This is a genomic window from Amphritea opalescens (assembly GCF_003957515.1).
Classification (GTDB): domain Bacteria; phylum Pseudomonadota; class Gammaproteobacteria; order Pseudomonadales; family Balneatricaceae; genus Amphritea; species Amphritea opalescens.
Window position 1 is genome coordinate 173,549 of the sequence record NZ_RQXW01000001.1, and the last position, 17,144, is coordinate 190,692.

16 protein-coding genes are annotated in these 17,144 nt (G+C 49.3%); 14 read left to right on the plus strand and 2 right to left on the minus strand.

Translation table 11 applies throughout. The features are described from left to right. Positions 1 to 84: 84 nt before the first annotated feature. The 13 genes from EH243_RS00725 to EH243_RS00785 all read left to right on the plus strand — a co-directional run bounded on the left by EH243_RS00725 (position 85) and on the right by EH243_RS00785 (position 15,114). Positions 85 to 861, plus strand: a complete 777-nt coding sequence (locus EH243_RS00725; RefSeq protein ID WP_126156714.1) for an enoyl-CoA hydratase — start codon at positions 85 to 87, stop codon at positions 859 to 861. A 21-nt stretch (positions 862 to 882) separates the two neighbouring features. Continuing rightward, complete coding sequence (locus EH243_RS00730) at positions 883 to 1,980, plus strand: enoyl-CoA hydratase/isomerase family protein (protein ID WP_126156715.1); 1,098 nt, start codon at positions 883 to 885, stop codon at positions 1,978 to 1,980. A gap of 183 nt (positions 1,981 to 2,163) precedes the next feature. Beyond that, positions 2,164 to 3,054: a 3-hydroxyisobutyrate dehydrogenase gene (mmsB, locus tag EH243_RS00735; RefSeq protein ID WP_126156716.1), complete on the plus strand. Its 891-nt coding sequence runs from the start codon at positions 2,164 to 2,166 to the stop codon at positions 3,052 to 3,054. A gap of 80 nt (positions 3,055 to 3,134) precedes the next feature. Then, positions 3,135 to 5,021: an AMP-binding protein gene (locus EH243_RS00740; RefSeq protein WP_126156717.1), complete on the plus strand. Its 1,887-nt coding sequence runs from the start codon at positions 3,135 to 3,137 to the stop codon at positions 5,019 to 5,021. Positions 5,022 to 5,253: 232 nt separating this feature from the next. Then, the gene (locus tag EH243_RS00745; RefSeq protein WP_126156718.1) at positions 5,254 to 6,003 is read left to right on the plus strand and encodes an electron transfer flavoprotein subunit beta/FixA family protein; all 750 of its coding nucleotides are present in this window, start codon (positions 5,254 to 5,256) and stop codon (positions 6,001 to 6,003) included. Continuing rightward, positions 6,003 to 6,932: an electron transfer flavoprotein subunit alpha/FixB family protein gene (locus tag EH243_RS00750; protein ID WP_126156719.1), complete on the plus strand. Its 930-nt coding sequence runs from the start codon at positions 6,003 to 6,005 to the stop codon at positions 6,930 to 6,932. Before EH243_RS00745 ends, EH243_RS00750 begins: the two co-directional genes overlap by 1 nt. A gap of 267 nt (positions 6,933 to 7,199) precedes the next feature. Then, positions 7,200 to 8,393 carry an enoyl-ACP reductase FabV gene (fabV, locus tag EH243_RS00755; RefSeq protein WP_126156720.1) on the plus strand — a complete coding sequence of 398 codons (1,194 nt, stop codon included), beginning with the start codon at positions 7,200 to 7,202 and terminating at the stop codon, positions 8,391 to 8,393. A gap of 162 nt (positions 8,394 to 8,555) precedes the next feature. After that, a complete protein-coding gene (locus EH243_RS00760; RefSeq protein WP_126156721.1) occupies positions 8,556 to 10,223 on the plus strand; it encodes a methyl-accepting chemotaxis protein in 1,668 nt (555 codons plus the stop codon). A gap of 448 nt (positions 10,224 to 10,671) precedes the next feature. Beyond that, positions 10,672 to 12,168: a malate dehydrogenase (quinone) gene (gene mqo, locus EH243_RS00765; RefSeq protein ID WP_126156722.1), complete on the plus strand. Its 1,497-nt coding sequence runs from the start codon at positions 10,672 to 10,674 to the stop codon at positions 12,166 to 12,168. Between the two features lie 148 nt (positions 12,169 to 12,316). Continuing rightward, on the plus strand, positions 12,317 to 12,901 hold the full coding sequence (locus EH243_RS00770) for a rhodanese-like domain-containing protein (protein WP_126156723.1): 585 nt from the start codon (positions 12,317 to 12,319) through the stop codon (positions 12,899 to 12,901). Between the two features lie 64 nt (positions 12,902 to 12,965). Beyond that, positions 12,966 to 13,397: a DsrE family protein gene (locus EH243_RS00775; protein ID WP_126156724.1), complete on the plus strand. Its 432-nt coding sequence runs from the start codon at positions 12,966 to 12,968 to the stop codon at positions 13,395 to 13,397. A 152-nt stretch (positions 13,398 to 13,549) separates the two neighbouring features. After that, positions 13,550 to 14,116 carry an LON peptidase substrate-binding domain-containing protein gene (locus EH243_RS00780; RefSeq protein ID WP_126156725.1) on the plus strand — a complete coding sequence of 189 codons (567 nt, stop codon included), beginning with the start codon at positions 13,550 to 13,552 and terminating at the stop codon, positions 14,114 to 14,116. Further along, positions 14,116 to 15,114, plus strand: a complete 999-nt coding sequence (locus tag EH243_RS00785; RefSeq protein WP_126156726.1) for a class I SAM-dependent rRNA methyltransferase — start codon at positions 14,116 to 14,118, stop codon at positions 15,112 to 15,114. Before EH243_RS00780 ends, EH243_RS00785 begins: the two co-directional genes overlap by 1 nt. Before the next feature lie 65 nt (positions 15,115 to 15,179). Here EH243_RS00785 and EH243_RS00790 read toward each other — a convergent pair whose 3' ends face one another. Together EH243_RS00790 and EH243_RS00795 are read right to left on the minus strand one after the other, a co-directional pair. Continuing rightward, the gene (locus EH243_RS00790) at positions 15,180 to 15,497 is read right to left on the minus strand and encodes a DUF3301 domain-containing protein (protein ID WP_126156727.1); all 318 of its coding nucleotides are present in this window, start codon (positions 15,495 to 15,497) and stop codon (positions 15,180 to 15,182) included. Continuing rightward, positions 15,497 to 16,360, minus strand: coding sequence for a DMT family transporter (locus EH243_RS00795; protein ID WP_126156728.1), 864 nt, complete (start codon positions 16,358 to 16,360; stop codon positions 15,497 to 15,499). Before EH243_RS00795 ends, EH243_RS00790 begins: the two co-directional genes overlap by 1 nt. A gap of 60 nt (positions 16,361 to 16,420) precedes the next feature. Here EH243_RS00795 and EH243_RS00800 point away from each other — a divergent pair, with 60 nt between their 5' ends. After that, complete coding sequence (locus tag EH243_RS00800) at positions 16,421 to 17,131, plus strand: DUF599 domain-containing protein (RefSeq protein ID WP_126156729.1); 711 nt, start codon at positions 16,421 to 16,423, stop codon at positions 17,129 to 17,131. Positions 17,132 to 17,144: the final 13 nt, after the last annotated feature.

Genomic DNA, 17,144 nt, shown 5'->3' on the forward strand with positions numbered 1-17,144 from the left:
CACCGGGCAAGGTAAAACGTTTCAATACCAATATAAAAACGATAAAAGGTGTGTAAAGCACCGAGACTGCAAAGGAAGATCAATATGACCGAAAAGCTGATCGTTGAAAGACGCGGCAATATTGCGCTGCTCACCATGAACAACCCGCCAGCCAACACCTGGACTGAAGAGAGCCTAAAAGGGCTTAAGGCGTTGGTAGAAGAACTGAACGCTGATCGTAGTATCTATAGTTTGGTCATTACCGGTCAGGGTGAAAAGTTTTTCTCTGCTGGGGCCGATCTTAATCTGTTTGCTGATGGTGATCGTAGTGTAGCCCGCGATATGGCGCGCTATTTTGGTGAAGCCTTTGAGACATTGAGTCATTTTCGCGGCGTATCGATTGCCGCTATTAATGGTTTTGCTATGGGCGGTGGTCTGGAAGTTGCGTTGGCCTGTGATATTCGTATTGCTGAAGAGCAGTCGCAGATGGCCTTGCCCGAAGCGAAAGTCGGCTTGTTACCCTGTGCTGGCGGTACTCAGAATCTGACTATGCTGGTCGGTGAAGGTTGGACCAAACGGATGATCCTTTGCGGTGAGCGGATTAAAGCGGCTAAAGCGCAAGAGATCGGTCTCGTGGAAGAGGTTGTTCCTCAGGGGCAGGCGTTGGAAAAAGCGTTAGAACTCGCCGCGAATGTGGCGCAGCAAAGCCCCACCTCTGTAACGGCATGTAAACAACTGATACAGAACAACCGCACTCATCATTGGGATGCGGGTTATATACTGGAACGCGAACTGTTTGTTGATCTGTTCTTTACCGAAGATCAAAAAGAGGGTGTAAACGCCTTTCTTGGCAAGCGTGCACCCGAATGGAAAAACCGCTAAGCGGTATACAGGAGAATAAAAATGAGCTGTGTGCTGTTTAATGAGTATCCTACCCAAGATGGTAAAAGAATCGTTGAGATTCAACTGAATGCCGAGCGCTCCCTCAATGCGCTGACGCTGGAGATGATCGATCTTATCCAACCGAAACTCGATAGTTGGAAAGAGGATGACACTGTTGTTGCTGTGCTGTTTGATAGTGCCGGCGAGAAGGCTTTTTGTGCCGGTGGCGATGTCGTCAGTCTATATAAGTCGATGACGGGCGATGGCGATCCTGATTTCCCCACGGATTTCTTCACCCGTGAATATATTCTCGATTACAGTATTCACACTTACCCTAAACCGATTATTTGCTGGGGCCATGGCATCGTCATGGGCGGCGGTATGGGGCTAATGAACGGCTGTAGTCACCGTGTTGTGACTGAGCGTACCCATATGGCGATGCCTGAGGTAACGATTGGGCTCTACCCCGATGTGGGCGGTAGTTGGTTTTTAAATCATATGCCGGGCCGTACCGGATTGTTTTTAGGGCTCACCGGTAATCCGATGAATGCCGCCGATGCACTATTTTTAGGGTTGGCTGATCGCTTTATTACCTCGGATAAACGTGCTGAGCTGGTGGAAAAACTACAAGCTGAACGCTGGGATAGCTGTGCATACGCGGCGACCAACCGTGTGATGCGTGACTTAGAAGGAGCCTCTCAAGAGGCCTTTAATGCTGAGTCACCGGTGCAGAATCATTACCGCTTTATTCAGCAGATCACCGATACCGATTCACTGACGGATCTGGTGGCAGGCTTAACGGCGATTGAGAGTGATGATAAATGGCTCTCTCGGGCGAAAAAAGCGATCAGTCATGGCAGTCCCTTGGCGGTTCATCTGATTAAAAAACAGCTCGAGGTGACGCAGCATATGTCCCTTAAAGAGGTGTTTGAGAGCGAACTGGTGCTGTCAGTGCAGTGTTGTAAACACCGTGAATTTCCGGAAGGTGTGCGGGCGTTGCTGGTTGATAAAGATGGCGCACCTCAGTGGAGCTACAACACCGTAGATGAGGTTGATCCGGCATTTGTCGATCAGTTCTTTGTGTCGCCTTGGGCGGTTAACCCCCTCGCGGATCTATAACGAGTTTGACTGTCGCGGTGGTGAAGTCATCGCGAGTGATCATGATTTATTGCAATCCAAGGACATCGGTTAAACCCAGTTAAGAAAGTTAAGCGAGGCGGCAGCCGCCATTAGACGATTTGCCGAACGCTATTTCAAACAAAGGGTTGGGGTGTCCAAAATAAATATAAGAGGCAAAGTGATATGGCTACGATAGGATTTATTGGTCTGGGCAACATGGGTGGCCCAATGGCAATTAACCTGCTGAAAGCAGGGCATGAAGTGAATGCGTTTGATCTGTCTCAGGCAGCGCTTGATACCGTGGCGGCTGAGGGTGGACATGCGGCGGCATCCGCCGTTGAAGCAGCAACCGGTGCTGATTTTATTGTTTCTATGCTACCGGCCGGTGTGCATGTTGAAGGGTTGTATCAAACCGGCGCTGCGCCGCTGTTTGATGTGATCTCAAAAGACGCCTTGATTATCGATTCTTCAACTATCGATGCGGCCACGGCTCAACGTGTTTCAGCCGCAGCGAATGAGCGTGGTTTGAGCTTTATCGATGCACCGGTCTCCGGTGGTGTCGGTGGTGCAGTGGCAGGCACACTGGCCTTCATGGTGGGGGCGACAGAGGCTCAATTTGCTAAGGCAAAGCCTATTTTAGACTGCATGGGTAAAAACATTTTCCATGCCGGTCAAAGTGGCGCAGGGCAGATTGCTAAAGCCTGCAACAACATGTTGTTATCGATTTTGATGGCGGGTACCAGTGAAGCGCTGAACATGGGTATGAAAAACGGCCTCGATCCTGCGGTTTTATCCGAAATCATGAAGCAGAGCTCCGGTAATAACTGGGCGCTACAGGTGTACAACCCTGTGCCGGATGTGATGGCTGGGGTGCCTTCATCGAATGGATATCAAGGTGGTTTCCAAGTCGACCTGATGTTTAAGGATCTCGGTTTAGCCATGGAGCTGAGTCAGCAGAGTAATTCACCGGTGCCGATGGGATCAGCGGCCCGTTCTCTCTTTAGCCTGCATAAATCGAAAGGTAATGGCGGCCTCGATTTCTCCAGTGTGATCAAGCTGTATCAGGACAGTTGATCGACCACTGACAAACTATAACCACTGCCGGTTAATATGGCCGGCAGACTCCCACCATAAAAACAAAACCGGGGTCGGTAATGGGATATAACGAAGAATATCTGGCTGCGCAGCAGAATCCAGAAGCTTATTGGGCTGAGCAGTCCAAACGTATTAAATGGTTTAAAGCACCGGAAACCATTCTGAGTAAAACCGCAAATGGCACCTATAGCTGGTATGCCGATGGCGAGATGAATAGCTGCTATCTCGCGCTGGATCAACATCTAGAAACCCGTGGCGATCAGGTAGCTCTCTACTATGATTCACCGGCGACGGACACGAAACAACAGATCACCTACAAACAACTGCATACCAAAGTGGCTCGCTTTGCCGGTGGCCTTAAGCGTTTAGGCGTTGGCAAAGGCGATACTGTCGTTATCTATATGCCGATGATCCCTGAAGCTGCCGTGGCGATGCTGGCCTGTGCCCGCTTAGGCGCGATCCATTCGGTGGTCTTTGGTGGTTTTGCACCTAATGAGATGGCAATTCGGATCGATGATGCCAAACCTAAAGTGATTCTGACCGCTTCCTGCGGTATCGAATTCGAAAAGAAAATTGCCTATAAGCCACTGGTCGATAAAGCGATTGATCTGGCTGCCCATAAGCCGGCACATACCATTGTTTGTCAGCGCCCGATGATGATGGCTGAGATGAATGCCGAGCGGGATCTGGATTGGTATGACTGTCAGCATGGTGCAGAGCCTGCTGATTGCGTACCGGTAAAAGGCAGTGATCCTCTGTATATTCTTTATACCTCGGGCACCACCGGCGCGCCTAAAGGGATTGTGCGAGATAACGGCGGCCATGCCGTTGCGCTGAACTACGCGCTGCATAACGTCTATGGGATGAACCCCGGTGATGTGTGGTGGGGCGCGTCCGATATTGGTTGGGTCGTTGGTCACTCGTTTATTGTTTATGGACCTTTGATGGGTGGCTGTAGCGCCATCTTCTTTGAAGGCAAGCCGATTAGAACACCGGATGCGGGTACCTTCTGGCGTGTAATCGATGAATATAAGGTCAACTCCATGTTCTGTGCGCCCACGGCGTTTAGGGCTATCCGTAAAGAAGATCCTGAAGGAGCACTGGCGAAGAAATATGATCTGTCTAGTTTGAACTGGGTATTTGTCGCCGGTGAAAAACTGGATTCATCGACCTATCAATGGCTGGATACCTTGCTGCAGGTGCCGGTGATCGATCATTGGTGGCAAACCGAAACCGGCTGGCCGATGACATCGCCGATGATGGGCTGGGATAATCCCTCAGAAGCACGTTTGGGTTCCACCAATAAAGCCATCCCTGGTTATGATATTCGCGTTGTCGATGGGGAAGGCCAAGAGGTTGAAGCGAACGAGACCGGTAATATTGTAGTGAAGCTGCCGATGCCTCCCGGTGTTGCTTGGGATATCTGGAAGCAGCCACAACGATTTACCGATTCCTATCTAACGGCATTTCCGGGTTATTACCATACCGGCGACGGTGGTTTTATCGATGATGATGGTTATGTCTACATTACCGGTCGTACCGACGATGTGATCAATGTCTCGGGGCATCGCCTATCAACCGGCGAGATGGAAGAGGTGGTTTCCTCCCATCCGGCCGTAGCTGAATGTGCGGTCATCGGGGCTAATGATGCCATGAAGGGGCAGGTGCCGGTCGGTTTGATCGTGCTCAAAGCGGGTGAAGAGGTTGAAGAGAATCAGCTTGAAGCCGAGTTGGTGCAGATGGTGCGTGATCAAGTTGGAGCGTTGGCCTGTTTCCGCCAAGCCATTATCGTTCAGCGTTTGCCTAAGACTCGTTCGGGTAAAATTCTGCGAGCCATTTTGCGCAAAATCGTCGCTAAAGATGATTATAAGATGCCCTCTACGATCGATGATGAGAGCATTTTGACGGAAATTACCGAGCTGATGGATCAGGCGGGGATGCGGTAGCTTCCCTTATAATAACTTGTCGGGGCCTCGGCCGTTGTTTTATGGGCATGGCCCGTTGATCGCATTGCTAATGCTGAACAATGGGCAGCGAATCCCCCGATCAGGTTGTTGTGCAGTCGCTTTTGGCCTATAGAATAGGCTAACGTCCCTGTAGTGTGGTTCTGTTATGTGCTGCAGAGACGATGAGTTAAGTGTGATCCTTTTTTAAAAAATAAGTAAAGGCGATAGACCGATGAAAGTGCTGGTAACTGTCAAACGAGTGATCGACTACAACGTCAAAGTACGGGTGAAGTCAGATGGTAGTGATGTTGATCTCAATAATGTAAAAATGGCGATGAATCCATTTTGTGAGATTGCCGTAGAAGAAGCGGTTCGCCTTAAAGAAGCGGGTGTCGCGTCCGAAATCGTGGTGGTTTCACTGGGACCGCAAGCCGCTCAAGAACAGATTCGCACAGCGCTGGCGCTGGGCGCAGACCGAGGCATCTTGATTCAATCGGATGCCAATCTTGAATCACTGACGGTGGCTAAATTGTTAGCCAAAGTGGTTGCTGAAGAGCAGCCTGGGTTAGTGATTATGGGTAAACAGGCAATCGATTCTGATAATAATCAGACCGGACAGATGTTAGCGGCACTGACCCAGATGCCACAGGGTACCTTTGCTTCTGAAGTGAAGGTCGATGGTGATAAGGTGCAGGTAACCCGAGAAGTGGATGGCGGTTTGCAAACGGTAGAACTGGCGATGCCTGCTATCGTGACCACCGATCTGCGTCTTAATGAGCCTCGCTATGCGTCGTTACCTAATATCATGAAAGCCAAGCGTAAACCGCTGGACACCAAAACACCGGAAGAACTTGGGGTTGAGATTAAAGCCCATACGCAGTTGTTGAAAGTAGCACCTCCTGCGGCTCGTCAGGCCGGTATTAAAGTGGCCTCGGTTGAGGAATTGGTTGATAAATTAAAGAACGAAGCGAAGGTGATCTGATGGCTATTCTGATTATTGCAGAACATGATAACCAGTCCCTTAAGGGCGCTACCTTAAACGCTGTCACAGCGGCGACTCAGCTGTCGGGTGATATCCACTTGTTAGTCGCTGGTGGTGACTGTCAGGCTGCGGCCGATCAAGCTGCTGCTGTCGCTGGTGTCACCAAAGTGTTGCTGGCCGATAATGCAGCCTATGAACATCAGTTAGCGGAAAACGTTAGCTTGTTGGTGGCTGAATTGGGTGCCGATTATAGTCATATCATCGCGCCGTCGACCACTGGCGGTAAAAACTTAATGCCACGGGTGGCAGCATTACTCGATGTGGTACAGCTGTCTGATGTGATGGCTATCGAGAGTGATGATACCTTCGCGCGACCTATCTATGCGGGTAATGCGATCGCAACGGTTAAATCCCTCGATGCGATTAAGGTGATTACTATACGCACAACCGGCTTTGATGCCGCCGTGTCTGAAGGCGGCAGCGCCACCATTGAAACGGTGGCGGCGGTTCACGATGCGGGTATCTCTAGCTTTATCGGTGAAACCATGGCGAAGAGCGACCGCCCAGAGTTAACGGCGGCGAAGGTGATTGTCTCCGGTGGTCGGGGTATGGGCAACGGTGAAAACTTTGCCTTGCTGGAATCGTTAGCCGATAAATTAGGCGCTGCCGTGGGCGCGTCTCGGGCGGCGGTTGATGCGGGCTTTGTTCCTAACGATATGCAGGTTGGCCAGACGGGTAAAATCGTCGCGCCTGATCTCTATATCGCCGTGGGCATCTCTGGAGCTATTCAGCATCTGGCAGGGATGAAAGACTCTAAAGTCATTGTCGCGATCAACAAAGATGAAGAGGCACCGATCTTCTCTGTGGCCGATTATGGCTTGGTTGCCGATCTGTTTGATGCAGTGCCTGAGTTGGATGCTAAGTTATAAGCACCGTCTAAAATGGAGGGTAAAAATGGTTCACGTGAGGATTTATCCGCACTGACCACGGCTTAATACCCTATAAAAGCTCGCTTTTTTCACTAAAAGCGGGCTTTTTTTATGCCTGTATAGGCGGCTTTAACTGTATTAGAGGGGTAAAATCGGTTATCTTTACCGGCTGTTTTAGGTACTAATTTAAACAACGATTTCAAAATGTCTCGCACGGGCAGTATAACGATGCGCGTTAGCGGGACTGACAAGTAAAGTGGATCCATAATGATTATCAAACCGAAGATTCGTGGCTTTATCTGTACCACAACCCATCCAGTAGGGTGCGAGCGTAATATTCAGGAACAGATCGACTACACCAAGGCACAGGGTCCGATTGCAAACGGCCCTAAGCGTGTACTGGTGATCGGTTCGTCTAGTGGTTACGGTATGTCGTCACGTATCTCCGCCGCATTTGGTTGTGGTGCTGCCACGATCGGAGTATTTTTTGAAAAGCCTGCGACCGAGCGCAAAACCGGTACCGCCGGTTGGTACAATGCCGCCGCCTTTGATAAAAAAGCCCATGAAGCGGGTCTGTACGCGAAGAGCCTAAATGGCGATGCGTTCTCTAATGAAGCGAAACAAAAAACGATCGACCTGATCAAAGAAGATTTAGGTCAGATTGACCTAGTGGTGTACTCGTTAGCCTCTCCGGTCCGTAAGATGCCGGATACCGGTGAAGTGATTCGTTCATGCCTCAAGCCTATCGGTGAAACTTACCGTTCTACGGCGATTGATACCAACAAAGATGTGATTATCGAAGCCGAAGTAGAACCTGCGACCGAGCAAGAGATTGCTGATACGGTCACGGTCATGGGCGGCCAAGATTGGGAATTGTGGGTCAATATGCTGGATGAAGCGGGCGTATTAGCCGAGGGCTGTAAGTCGGTTGCTTATAGCTACATTGGTACGGATATTACTTGGCCAATTTACTGGGATGGTGCGCTGGGTCAGGCTAAGAAAGATGTTGATCGGGCGGCAGGCGAGCTAAATGCTAAGTTGGCCGCCAAGGGCGGTAGCGCTAATGTGGCGGTATTGAAGTCGGTGGTTACCCAGGCCAGTTCAGCGATTCCGGTGATGCCTCTGTATCTCTCCATGGTATTTAAGATCATGCGCGCTGAAGGCGTTCATGAAGGTTGCATGGAGCAGGTGTACCGTTTATTCAACACCGGTATTGCCGGTGATAGCGGTAAAGTGGATGGCGAAAACCGTTTGCGCATGGATGACTGGGAACTGCGTGATGATATCCAGCAAAAGTGTAGCGAGCTGTGGCCACAGGTAACCAGCGAAAACCTCTTTGAGTTGACCGACTATCAACTTTATAAGGATGAGTTTTTGAAATTGTTCGGTTTTGGCTTAGAGGGTGTCGATTACGAAGAAGATATCAGTCCTTTAGTTGAATTTGATGTCATCGATATCTAAGCTTTAATGAGTTCGATTAAAAGCGGCGCATAGCCGCTTTTTTTATACCTGTCATTTTTCGCCTGATGTTAAGGGTGAGCCTCGTAATGGGGACACTTATGTTTGATAAACATCGGGGTTATGTATGTAATCAATCAACATTAGTTAAAAGCGAGTCAGCCAATGACCCTATCGATCAGTAAGCGCCTCACGGTAATGAGTGCCGCTCCGGTTATTTTGTTAGCTATCATACTGTTTTTGTTAACACTATTTGAAAGCGAGCAGCTAAGGCAGGAGCAACTTGATCTAACAAACACTAAGTTTGTCGAGATGAAGCGTGAAGAGCTGAAGTTTATGAACGAGATGGCGTATAGCGCTGTCCGTCAACTATATGAAAATGGTGGGTCGCTGGCAGAGGCTTTGCCGATTTTACGCAGCCTAAAGTTTGGCGATAGTGGTTATTTTTTTGGTTACACCGGAAAGGGTGATCGGGTCTTTTTAGGTAGTTTAGATAAAGGGATTGGCAAAAACTTTTGGGATTTGAAAGATGCCAACGGTGTTTATCTAGTGCGTGAGCTGGTTAAAGCGGGCAAGAGTGGTGGTGGGATCGTCAGTTACTCTTTTCCCAAACCTAACCAGACGGTAGCAGAAGAGAAACTATCTTATGCGCTCTATCTGGATCGCTGGGACCTAATGATCGGTACAGGTTTCTATCTTGATGACGTTAACGCGGTACTCAAGGATATGGATCAAGCCTCAGCAGATCACCAGTCGATGCTGTTGCTCTACTTCGGTCTTGCTAGCTTGGTGCTACTGCTGTTGTCCATCATCTTCAGTTCGCTGGTTAAGCGTTCAGTGATGTTGCCGTTATTGAGCATCTCTGCTTCGATGAAAGAGTTAGTGTCGGGTGAAGCTGACCTGAGCGCTAGATTGCATGTGGACGGTGATCATGAGTTGTCAGAATTAGCGCATAATTTTAATAGCTTTATCGCCACGCTAGAAAGCATGATTATTGATCTCATTGGGCTATCCGCTAATGTGACGGAACGTGCTCGCTCTATTAGTGACAGAATTTACGCGGTCGGTGAACAGCAAGGCAAGTTGCAGGTTCAGATTGAGCATTCGGCTTCGGCGATGTCTGAGATGTCGGCGACGGCGGCAGAAATCGCGCACAATACCGCTGAGACAGCCACTTCGACCAACGAGTCCCGTGAGAATATCGGCCGGGCGGGTGCTAGTGTGACGGAGTTAACCTCCGCCGTGAAAGTGCTGGCAGAAGATGTGTCGGGCTCGAATAAAGCGATCTCTACACTGGAAAATAATGTTCAAGATATTATCTCCGTGGTCAGTGTGATTCAGGAGATCGCTGCCCAGACCAATCTGTTGGCATTGAATGCTGCCATCGAAGCGGCCCGTGCGGGTGAGCAGGGGCGCGGCTTTGCGGTGGTTGCCGATGAAGTACGTACCCTAGCGACGCGGACACAGACCAGCACATTGCAGGTGCATGAGAGTATTGAGCAGTTGAAAAAAGCGTCTGGCGAAGCGGTACGCAGCATGCAGCATAGTTTTCAGCAGACCGATCTGGCGGTTCATCAATCAGAGCAGGGGATGTCTGAGCTTAATAAGGTTGTTGAGCATATGAATCAGATTCAGGATATGTCGGTGGTGATTGCGACGGCGGCAGAGCAGCAGAGTCAGGTGTGTGATAATTTGAATCAAACGGTGACTGAGATTGCGGGCTATTCTGAGACTTCCTCGGTGATTGCAGGTGAAAACAAAATGGAAGTGAAAAAGTTGGCTGATGATGCCGATAAACTGCAAAAATTAGTGGAACGTTTTAAAGTTTCTTGAGTCTATAAAACGTATTTGGTAAAAAGGGCCGCTGCCCTTTTTAACTGCTCGGTAGGGCTGTCATTAGCCCTTATCGGTGCATTTACATTGATCTGTTGATGTATATTCGAGAATCTATCTTTTGGCAATTACCTTTCAGTAAAAATAGCGTCTGCTGCTTACGACTTTAGGATAAGAATACGCCTAAGGGATGATACATTTTTACTGCAATGCACAAGATTTTCTCGTCGATATGCGTATAATCAGCAGCACAGCATAAGCCTGAGATATTGTTGACTGCTTATTCCATCTAGCAGATAGTATATCGCTCGGGCTATCAGGGATTTTTTCAGTTATATCAAGCGGTTATAACATTACTTTTTTTGTTGATATTCCCTTGTTCGGCCAAAAGCTTCCTTTCTGAAAGGGTCTCTGCATCCATTATCTATAGTAAAATGGCGAAGTTTGTATGACCTCAAAATCTGTTGATGTACTGCTGGTTGGTGCAGGTGCAATGAGCACCACGTTGGGGGTTCTGCTGAAACAGCTGGATCCCTCCATGACAATTGCTATGGTCGAACGTCTTGATCATGTCGCTGAAGAAAGTACCGACGCAATGAACAATGCGGGTACCGGTCACGCGGCCTATTGTGAACTTAATTATACCCCTCAGAATGATGACGGCAGTATCAATACCGACAAGGCATTTGATATTAACGTCGCATTTGAAAAAAGCTTACAGTTTTGGTCCTATCTGGTTGAGCAAAAGTATCTGCCAGAGCCGCATAATTTTATCAATAATGTGCCCCATCAAAGTTTTGTGATGGGCGCTGAGAATGTGGCCTTTTTGCGAACGCGCTATGAAACCATGAGTGCTACACCTCAGTTTGCGGAGATGCAATTTTCGGATGATCCAGAGGTCTTGCGCCAGTGGATGCCGCTGATTATGCAGAATCGTCAACTGGATGAGCCGGTCGCCGCAACCCGAGTCGCCCATGGATCCGATGTTAACTTCGGTGCCTTGGCACGTAATATGGTGAACTATCTTGAGCAGCAGGACGGCTTCGATCTTCTGTTGAGTCACTCTGTTGAAGATATGTCTCAATATAGCGATGGCGACTGGCGGGTAGGGGTGAAAAACGGCCATACCGGTGAAGTAGAGCATATCCGCACTAAGTTCCTGTTCTTTGGTGCCGGTGGTGGCGCACTGCCATTGTTGCAGATGTCCGGTATCCCTGAAGGTGACGGTTACGGCGGCTTTCCTGTGAGCGGTCAGTGGCTGGTTTGTAAAAAGCCAGAGATCGTCGAACAGCATATGTCTAAGGTATATGGTCAGGCGCCTATCGGTGCACCACCGATGTCGGTTCCCCATTTGGATAGTCGTGTGATTGACGGTAAGCGTGCGTTGTTGTTTGGCCCGTTTGCCGGATTCACAACGAAGTTCCTGAAACAAGGTTCTGCGCTGGATATGCCTTTGAGTATGCGTCTGAATAACCTTAAGCCGATCATGCAGGTTGGGCTTAAGAATATGGATCTGACCCGTTATCTGATCAGTGAAGTGATGCAGTCCCACGGTGATCGAGTCGATTCTCTGCGTCGTTTCTTCCCCGATGCTAAGGATGAGGATTGGGATCTGTCTTACGCGGGCCAGCGGGTTCAGATTATTAAGAAAAACGAGAAAGGTAAGGGCAAGCTTGAGTTTGGTACTGAGGTGATCTCTTCCGAAGACAAGCGTTTGGCTGCTTTGCTGGGGGCTTCTCCTGGTGCTTCTACGGCAACGCCAACCATGATTAATGTGATTGAGCGTTGCTTCCCTGAGCGCATGGCAACGCCAGAGTGGCAGGCGAAGATGAAAGAGATGGTGCCATCCTATGGTCAGTCACTGATTGAGGATGGTCAGTTACTGCGCACTATCCGTCAGCGCACCTTGTCAACGCTAGAGCTTTCTAAGGACTATCAAGCTTAAAATTCCTAAGCTTATCGTTCAGAGGTAATACTGATAAACCACTCTTCGGAGTGGTTTTTTTTTGGCCTGAAATTAATTAAGTCTTTTATTTATTAGAATCTTCTAATATAGTGTTTGTATGAATAGAGAGAACCCTCTGGAGTCGAACATGAAAAAAACACTGATTGCTGCAAGTGTCTTAAGTTGTCTACTGGCGGTAACGTCCTTTGCTGCCGATAAACCGGCTAAAGCAACCGCTCAAACCCGTCTCGATCTTTACGCTACCGCCGCAGAAGCGTGGGATATGATGCAGCAAAATGATGCCGCTATTCTGGTTGATGTGCGGGATCCTATCGAAATTAAATTCACCGGTTTTGCCACACCGACACGTATCCATGTGCCGTGGATGGTCGCTGATACGACTATCTGGAGCGACAAGCAGGGTGGTTGGGCGATGGTGAAAAATCCAAACTTTGTCCAGCAAGTGACCGATAAGCTTAAACAGCTGGGTGCGACCGTAGATACGCCCATTATTATGATGTGCCGTTCGGGTTCAACCCGCAGTGCGCCGGCCGTGAATGTATTGGCTGAACAGGGCTATACAAACGTTTGGACGGTGGTCGATGGATTTGAAGGCGGTAAGCTGAAAGAGGGTGACTCTAAAGGGGTGCGAGCGGTTAATGGCTGGCGTAACTCAGGTCTTCCTTGGAGCTATAAGGTTGATCCCGCGGTTGCATGGCTTCCTGCTAAATAACAGCGTTTGATTGTTTTATGTTATCAAGGAGGCCAGCGGGTCTCTTTGTCTTAGGAGTGACATGATGAAAAAAGTAATAAGCTCTGCCGTGATGGCCGCTTCGCTAATGGCACCGGTTGCCGCCTCTGCAGATGATACTGTTGATAAAGTGGTCATCACGTTGACCAGTGCAGAGCAACAGACCCGTGGTATGGCGATGGTGTTAGGCAATGCGATGCAGGCGAAAGGCGCTCAGGTGAGTGTGCTGCTATGTGATAGTGCCGGTGATATGGCATTGAAAGGACAGAAATCAGCCCCGTTAAAACCCAAGAATGTAACGCCAGAGCAGCTGATGCAAAAGCTGATCTCGGGTGGTGCTAAAGTGGATGTTTGTGCTCTGTATCTGCCAAATAAGGGTGTCGGAATAGATGCCTTGATCGAGGGTGTCGGTGCCGCTAACCCTGCCGAAATGGCTGACGCCTTAATGAATGAAGAGGCGCGGGTATTTAATTTTTAAAGCCGCTTGGTTTCAGAATAAAACGCATCGTTGCTTTGATAGCCGATGCGTTTTTTTTATACTTTTTTTGATCGGCCAGAAGGGTGCGATAACTGTTTAGGTTTTGTTGATGGATTAGGCGCTTGTCCGCATAACGCTCTATAATCACCACGATGAAAACACTTTCTCTCTTCCCTCTGCCGGTGGTGCTGTTTCCCGGCACGGTGCTGCCGTTACAGATATTTGAATTACGCTACCGGCGACTGGTTAAAGAGTGTCTGGCCGATAACGCTCCCTTTGTTCTCCTGCATGCGCGAAATGCTGCTCAGCCCGATATCGATTTTTATCCTATCGGGACATCCGCGATGATTGTTGATTGGCATCCGCTACCGAATCAGATGATCGGTATTCAGGTGCAGGGTATCGAGCGAGTGAGAGTAAGTGATAGTGTGCCGCAGAGTGATGGTTTGTTGAAAGGAGACGTCGAGCCCTTGGTGGCTTTTCAGTATCAGGATCAAGACAGTGCATCGGCACGATTGTCGGCGATTTCAGCACATCTCCAACAACATTCTCTGTTATCATTCGACGCTTCTCGGATTAATATCGATACAGCGGATACCTTTAGTTTCCAGTTGGCATCGTTGTTACCCTTTTCAGGTGCTAACCAGCAGCGCTTATTAGAGATAGACAGCCCGCTAGAGCGGCTGGAATTGATTGCGACTCTGCTTGAGGAATTTTAATGCTTGATCTGATCCAAACGGCGCTGACCGAGCGTCGTTCGTTACTGGAAACACTGCACGCCGAAAACAGTGATTGTTACCGTTTATTTCATGGGGTTAACGAAGGTTGTGCGGGCCTAACGGTGGATCGTTATGGTCCACAGCTATTGATTCAAACCTTTCATCAACCCATTACCGAAGCGCAAGCAGCAGAGATACATCAGCTAGTAGAGGGTTTTCTCGGTTGTTCGTTGGCAAGCGTCTATAACGACCGCAGTTCTGCTAATTCCCGTCGGCGGGATGACTTTCGGGTGGATGATTGGCAAGGGGTGGCGCATGAGCTAGGTGTTCGCTACCGAATCAAAGGCAAACATGAGGGGCAGGACCCTCTGCTGTTTTTAGATATGCGTGCGGGGCGTCGTTGGATGCAGCAGCATGCGGCGGGCAAGTCGGTACTCAACCTGTTTTCCTATACCTGCGGTGTCGGCGTAGTAGCAGCTGCGGCGGGAGCCAGTCGGGTGTTGAACGTGGATTTTTCCACTCGGTCGCTGGATATCGGTCGCCAAAACGCTGAACTTAACGGTCTTGATGATTCGCAGATCAGTTTTTTTCAGAGTGATTTCTTTACCGCAGCCAAGCAGTTAGCAGGTATCCCCATTAAGCAGCGGGTTGGGCGTGGCCGCAAGCCCAAGCCTTTTCCTAAGATAGAGGCAGAGCAGTTTGATCTGGTGTTTCTTGATCCGCCGCGCTGGGCGAAAAGTGCGTTTGGTACTGTGGATCTGATTCGAGATTACCCCAGCGTCTTGAAGCCCGCTCTATTAGCGACAAAGCCTGGCGGACAGTTAATCTGTGCCAATAATGTGTTCAGTGTGAACTACGAGGATTGGCTGGAGACGGTGCAGCGTTGTGCTATTAAAGCGGGTTGTCCGGTCCAGCAGGTGACACGTTTGGTACCTGAAACCGACTTTCCTTCGCCGGATGGATTGTTCCCGCTTAAATTAGTGGTGCTGCAACTCTGACCGCCTCTTGTGATGCCGGTTAACGCTGCGTACATACCCATTGATCGGTGTTTGCTGATGCCTATCTAAATGCGATGGGCATCCAGTGTGATGCCGGTCACTTCTAAACCGAGTAGGGCGATGCGGCCCTTGGCGCGATCATCGCCGGTGGCGGTGAAGTCGAACAGATAAGAGCGCCAGATTTTTATCTTGCCTTGGTCGTTGCGCTTTAGCCAGATACCTCTCAAATAAACACTTTGATCCAGTAGTTGCAGATCCAGTGCTTCGCAGTGTCGGCTAGCAGCCTTCAAGGCAACCTCTTTCACCTTCAGCGATTGCCACCAGTGCCAGAGTAATAAAACGATCAGTGTTAGCCAGAATAGATCAGATAGTGCTAGATACATCAATTTTTCTCCCGTCCCAGCCAAACTGAGCCTATACCGCCGCCGATTATCAGCACTGCACCTATGACCGACATCATATCAGGAACTTGCTGCCAAAAAAGCCAACCGAGCAAACTGGCAAACAGAACACCAAAATAACTGATGGGTGCAATCACGGTGGCTTTCGCATAGCGGTAAGCTTGGGTGTAGAGCCACATAATGCACCAAATCGATAAGCTGATCGCTAATATTAGCGGGATGCTGATAAGGTCGACGGGCTGCCAGTTGATAACGGCCAAGGGCAGCGAAAAAAGGGCAGAGAGGCTGAAATAATAAAATAAAATACAGTGGGTCGGCTCGCTAAGGGTGAGTTCTCGGGTGGTGACGATCGATACCGCGAGCAGCATCGCCGAGGCGACACCCACAAGGTGCCATGGATTAAAGCTGTTGCCCTGGGGTTTTAGAACCAAGGCTATGCCGATAAAACCAAGGATGACCGGCAGCCAGTTGAGCAGCGGCATACGGTCTTTTAGCCATACCAACACCAGCAATGGCACGATGAGGGGCGCTGCGTTGCGTAGTAAAGCGGCCTCACCCAGCGGGATCTCATTGAGTGCAAGATAGTAGGTGTAAAAGCAGAGCCAGCCTGATAATCCTCGCGCAAGGTGCAAGCCGGGCTTTGCCGTTTTGAGTACTTTAAACCCTTTGCGGGCGAGCCAAGGCAGCATGATCAGTGTGCAGATAAGGTACTGAAATAGCACGATTTGCTCTATCGAGACAAATTCGGCGGTGTACTTAGTCGCCGCCGCCGCGAAACTCATGACGAGGGAAGTGGCAAGGGCAAAGGCGGCACCTAAGATAAGGTTAGAATATTGGCTGAGCAAGGTTGTCTATCCTGTTGTTTTATTTACAATGTCACTATGTTTTTATCTTTGGGAATATGCATGGAACAGCTGCTGAGCTTTCTTTTTTCAAACTGGCTTAACCTTTTAGCGCTGAGCTGGTTTTTGCTCTGTTTTAAAGGTTATAACACATACTCCCGACGTCGAGCCCGAGACAGTCACTGTCTGGCGAGCGTGATGCATAATTATCGTCTGGAGTGGATGACCCGTATGTTGCATCGCGAGGTGCGTATTGCTGATACCGCTGCCGTGGCTAACTTGGAGCGTAGCGTATCATTTTTTGCATCCTCCACCATGCTTATTTTAGCGGGCCTGATGACGGTATTAGGTTCAACCGATAAGGCGATTGATGTTGTCGGTGACTTTCCTTTGGCGATGCATGCGACTAAAGCGGAGTGGGAACTTAAGCTGTTGGTCTTGATCGGTATGTTTGTCTATGCGTTTTTGAAGTTTACATGGAGCCTGCGGCAGTATGGTTTTACCTCGGTGATGATCGGTGGTGCACCGCAGCCAAGTGACGCGGAAGAGCCTGAGATGATCGCCCATGCGACACGCTTAGCCATTATGAGCTCAATGGCGGCGAATAATTTCAATCTAGGATTACGCACCTATTACTTCAGTTTGTCAGTCTTAGCCTGGTTTATTAACCCTTGGCTGTTCATGCTGATGGCCAGCGGAGTGGTGGTTATCCTCTATCGTCGGGAATTTAATTCCAGCACCTTGCGCCAATTGGTGATCAGTCGGACGGAATAATTTGTACGCCATT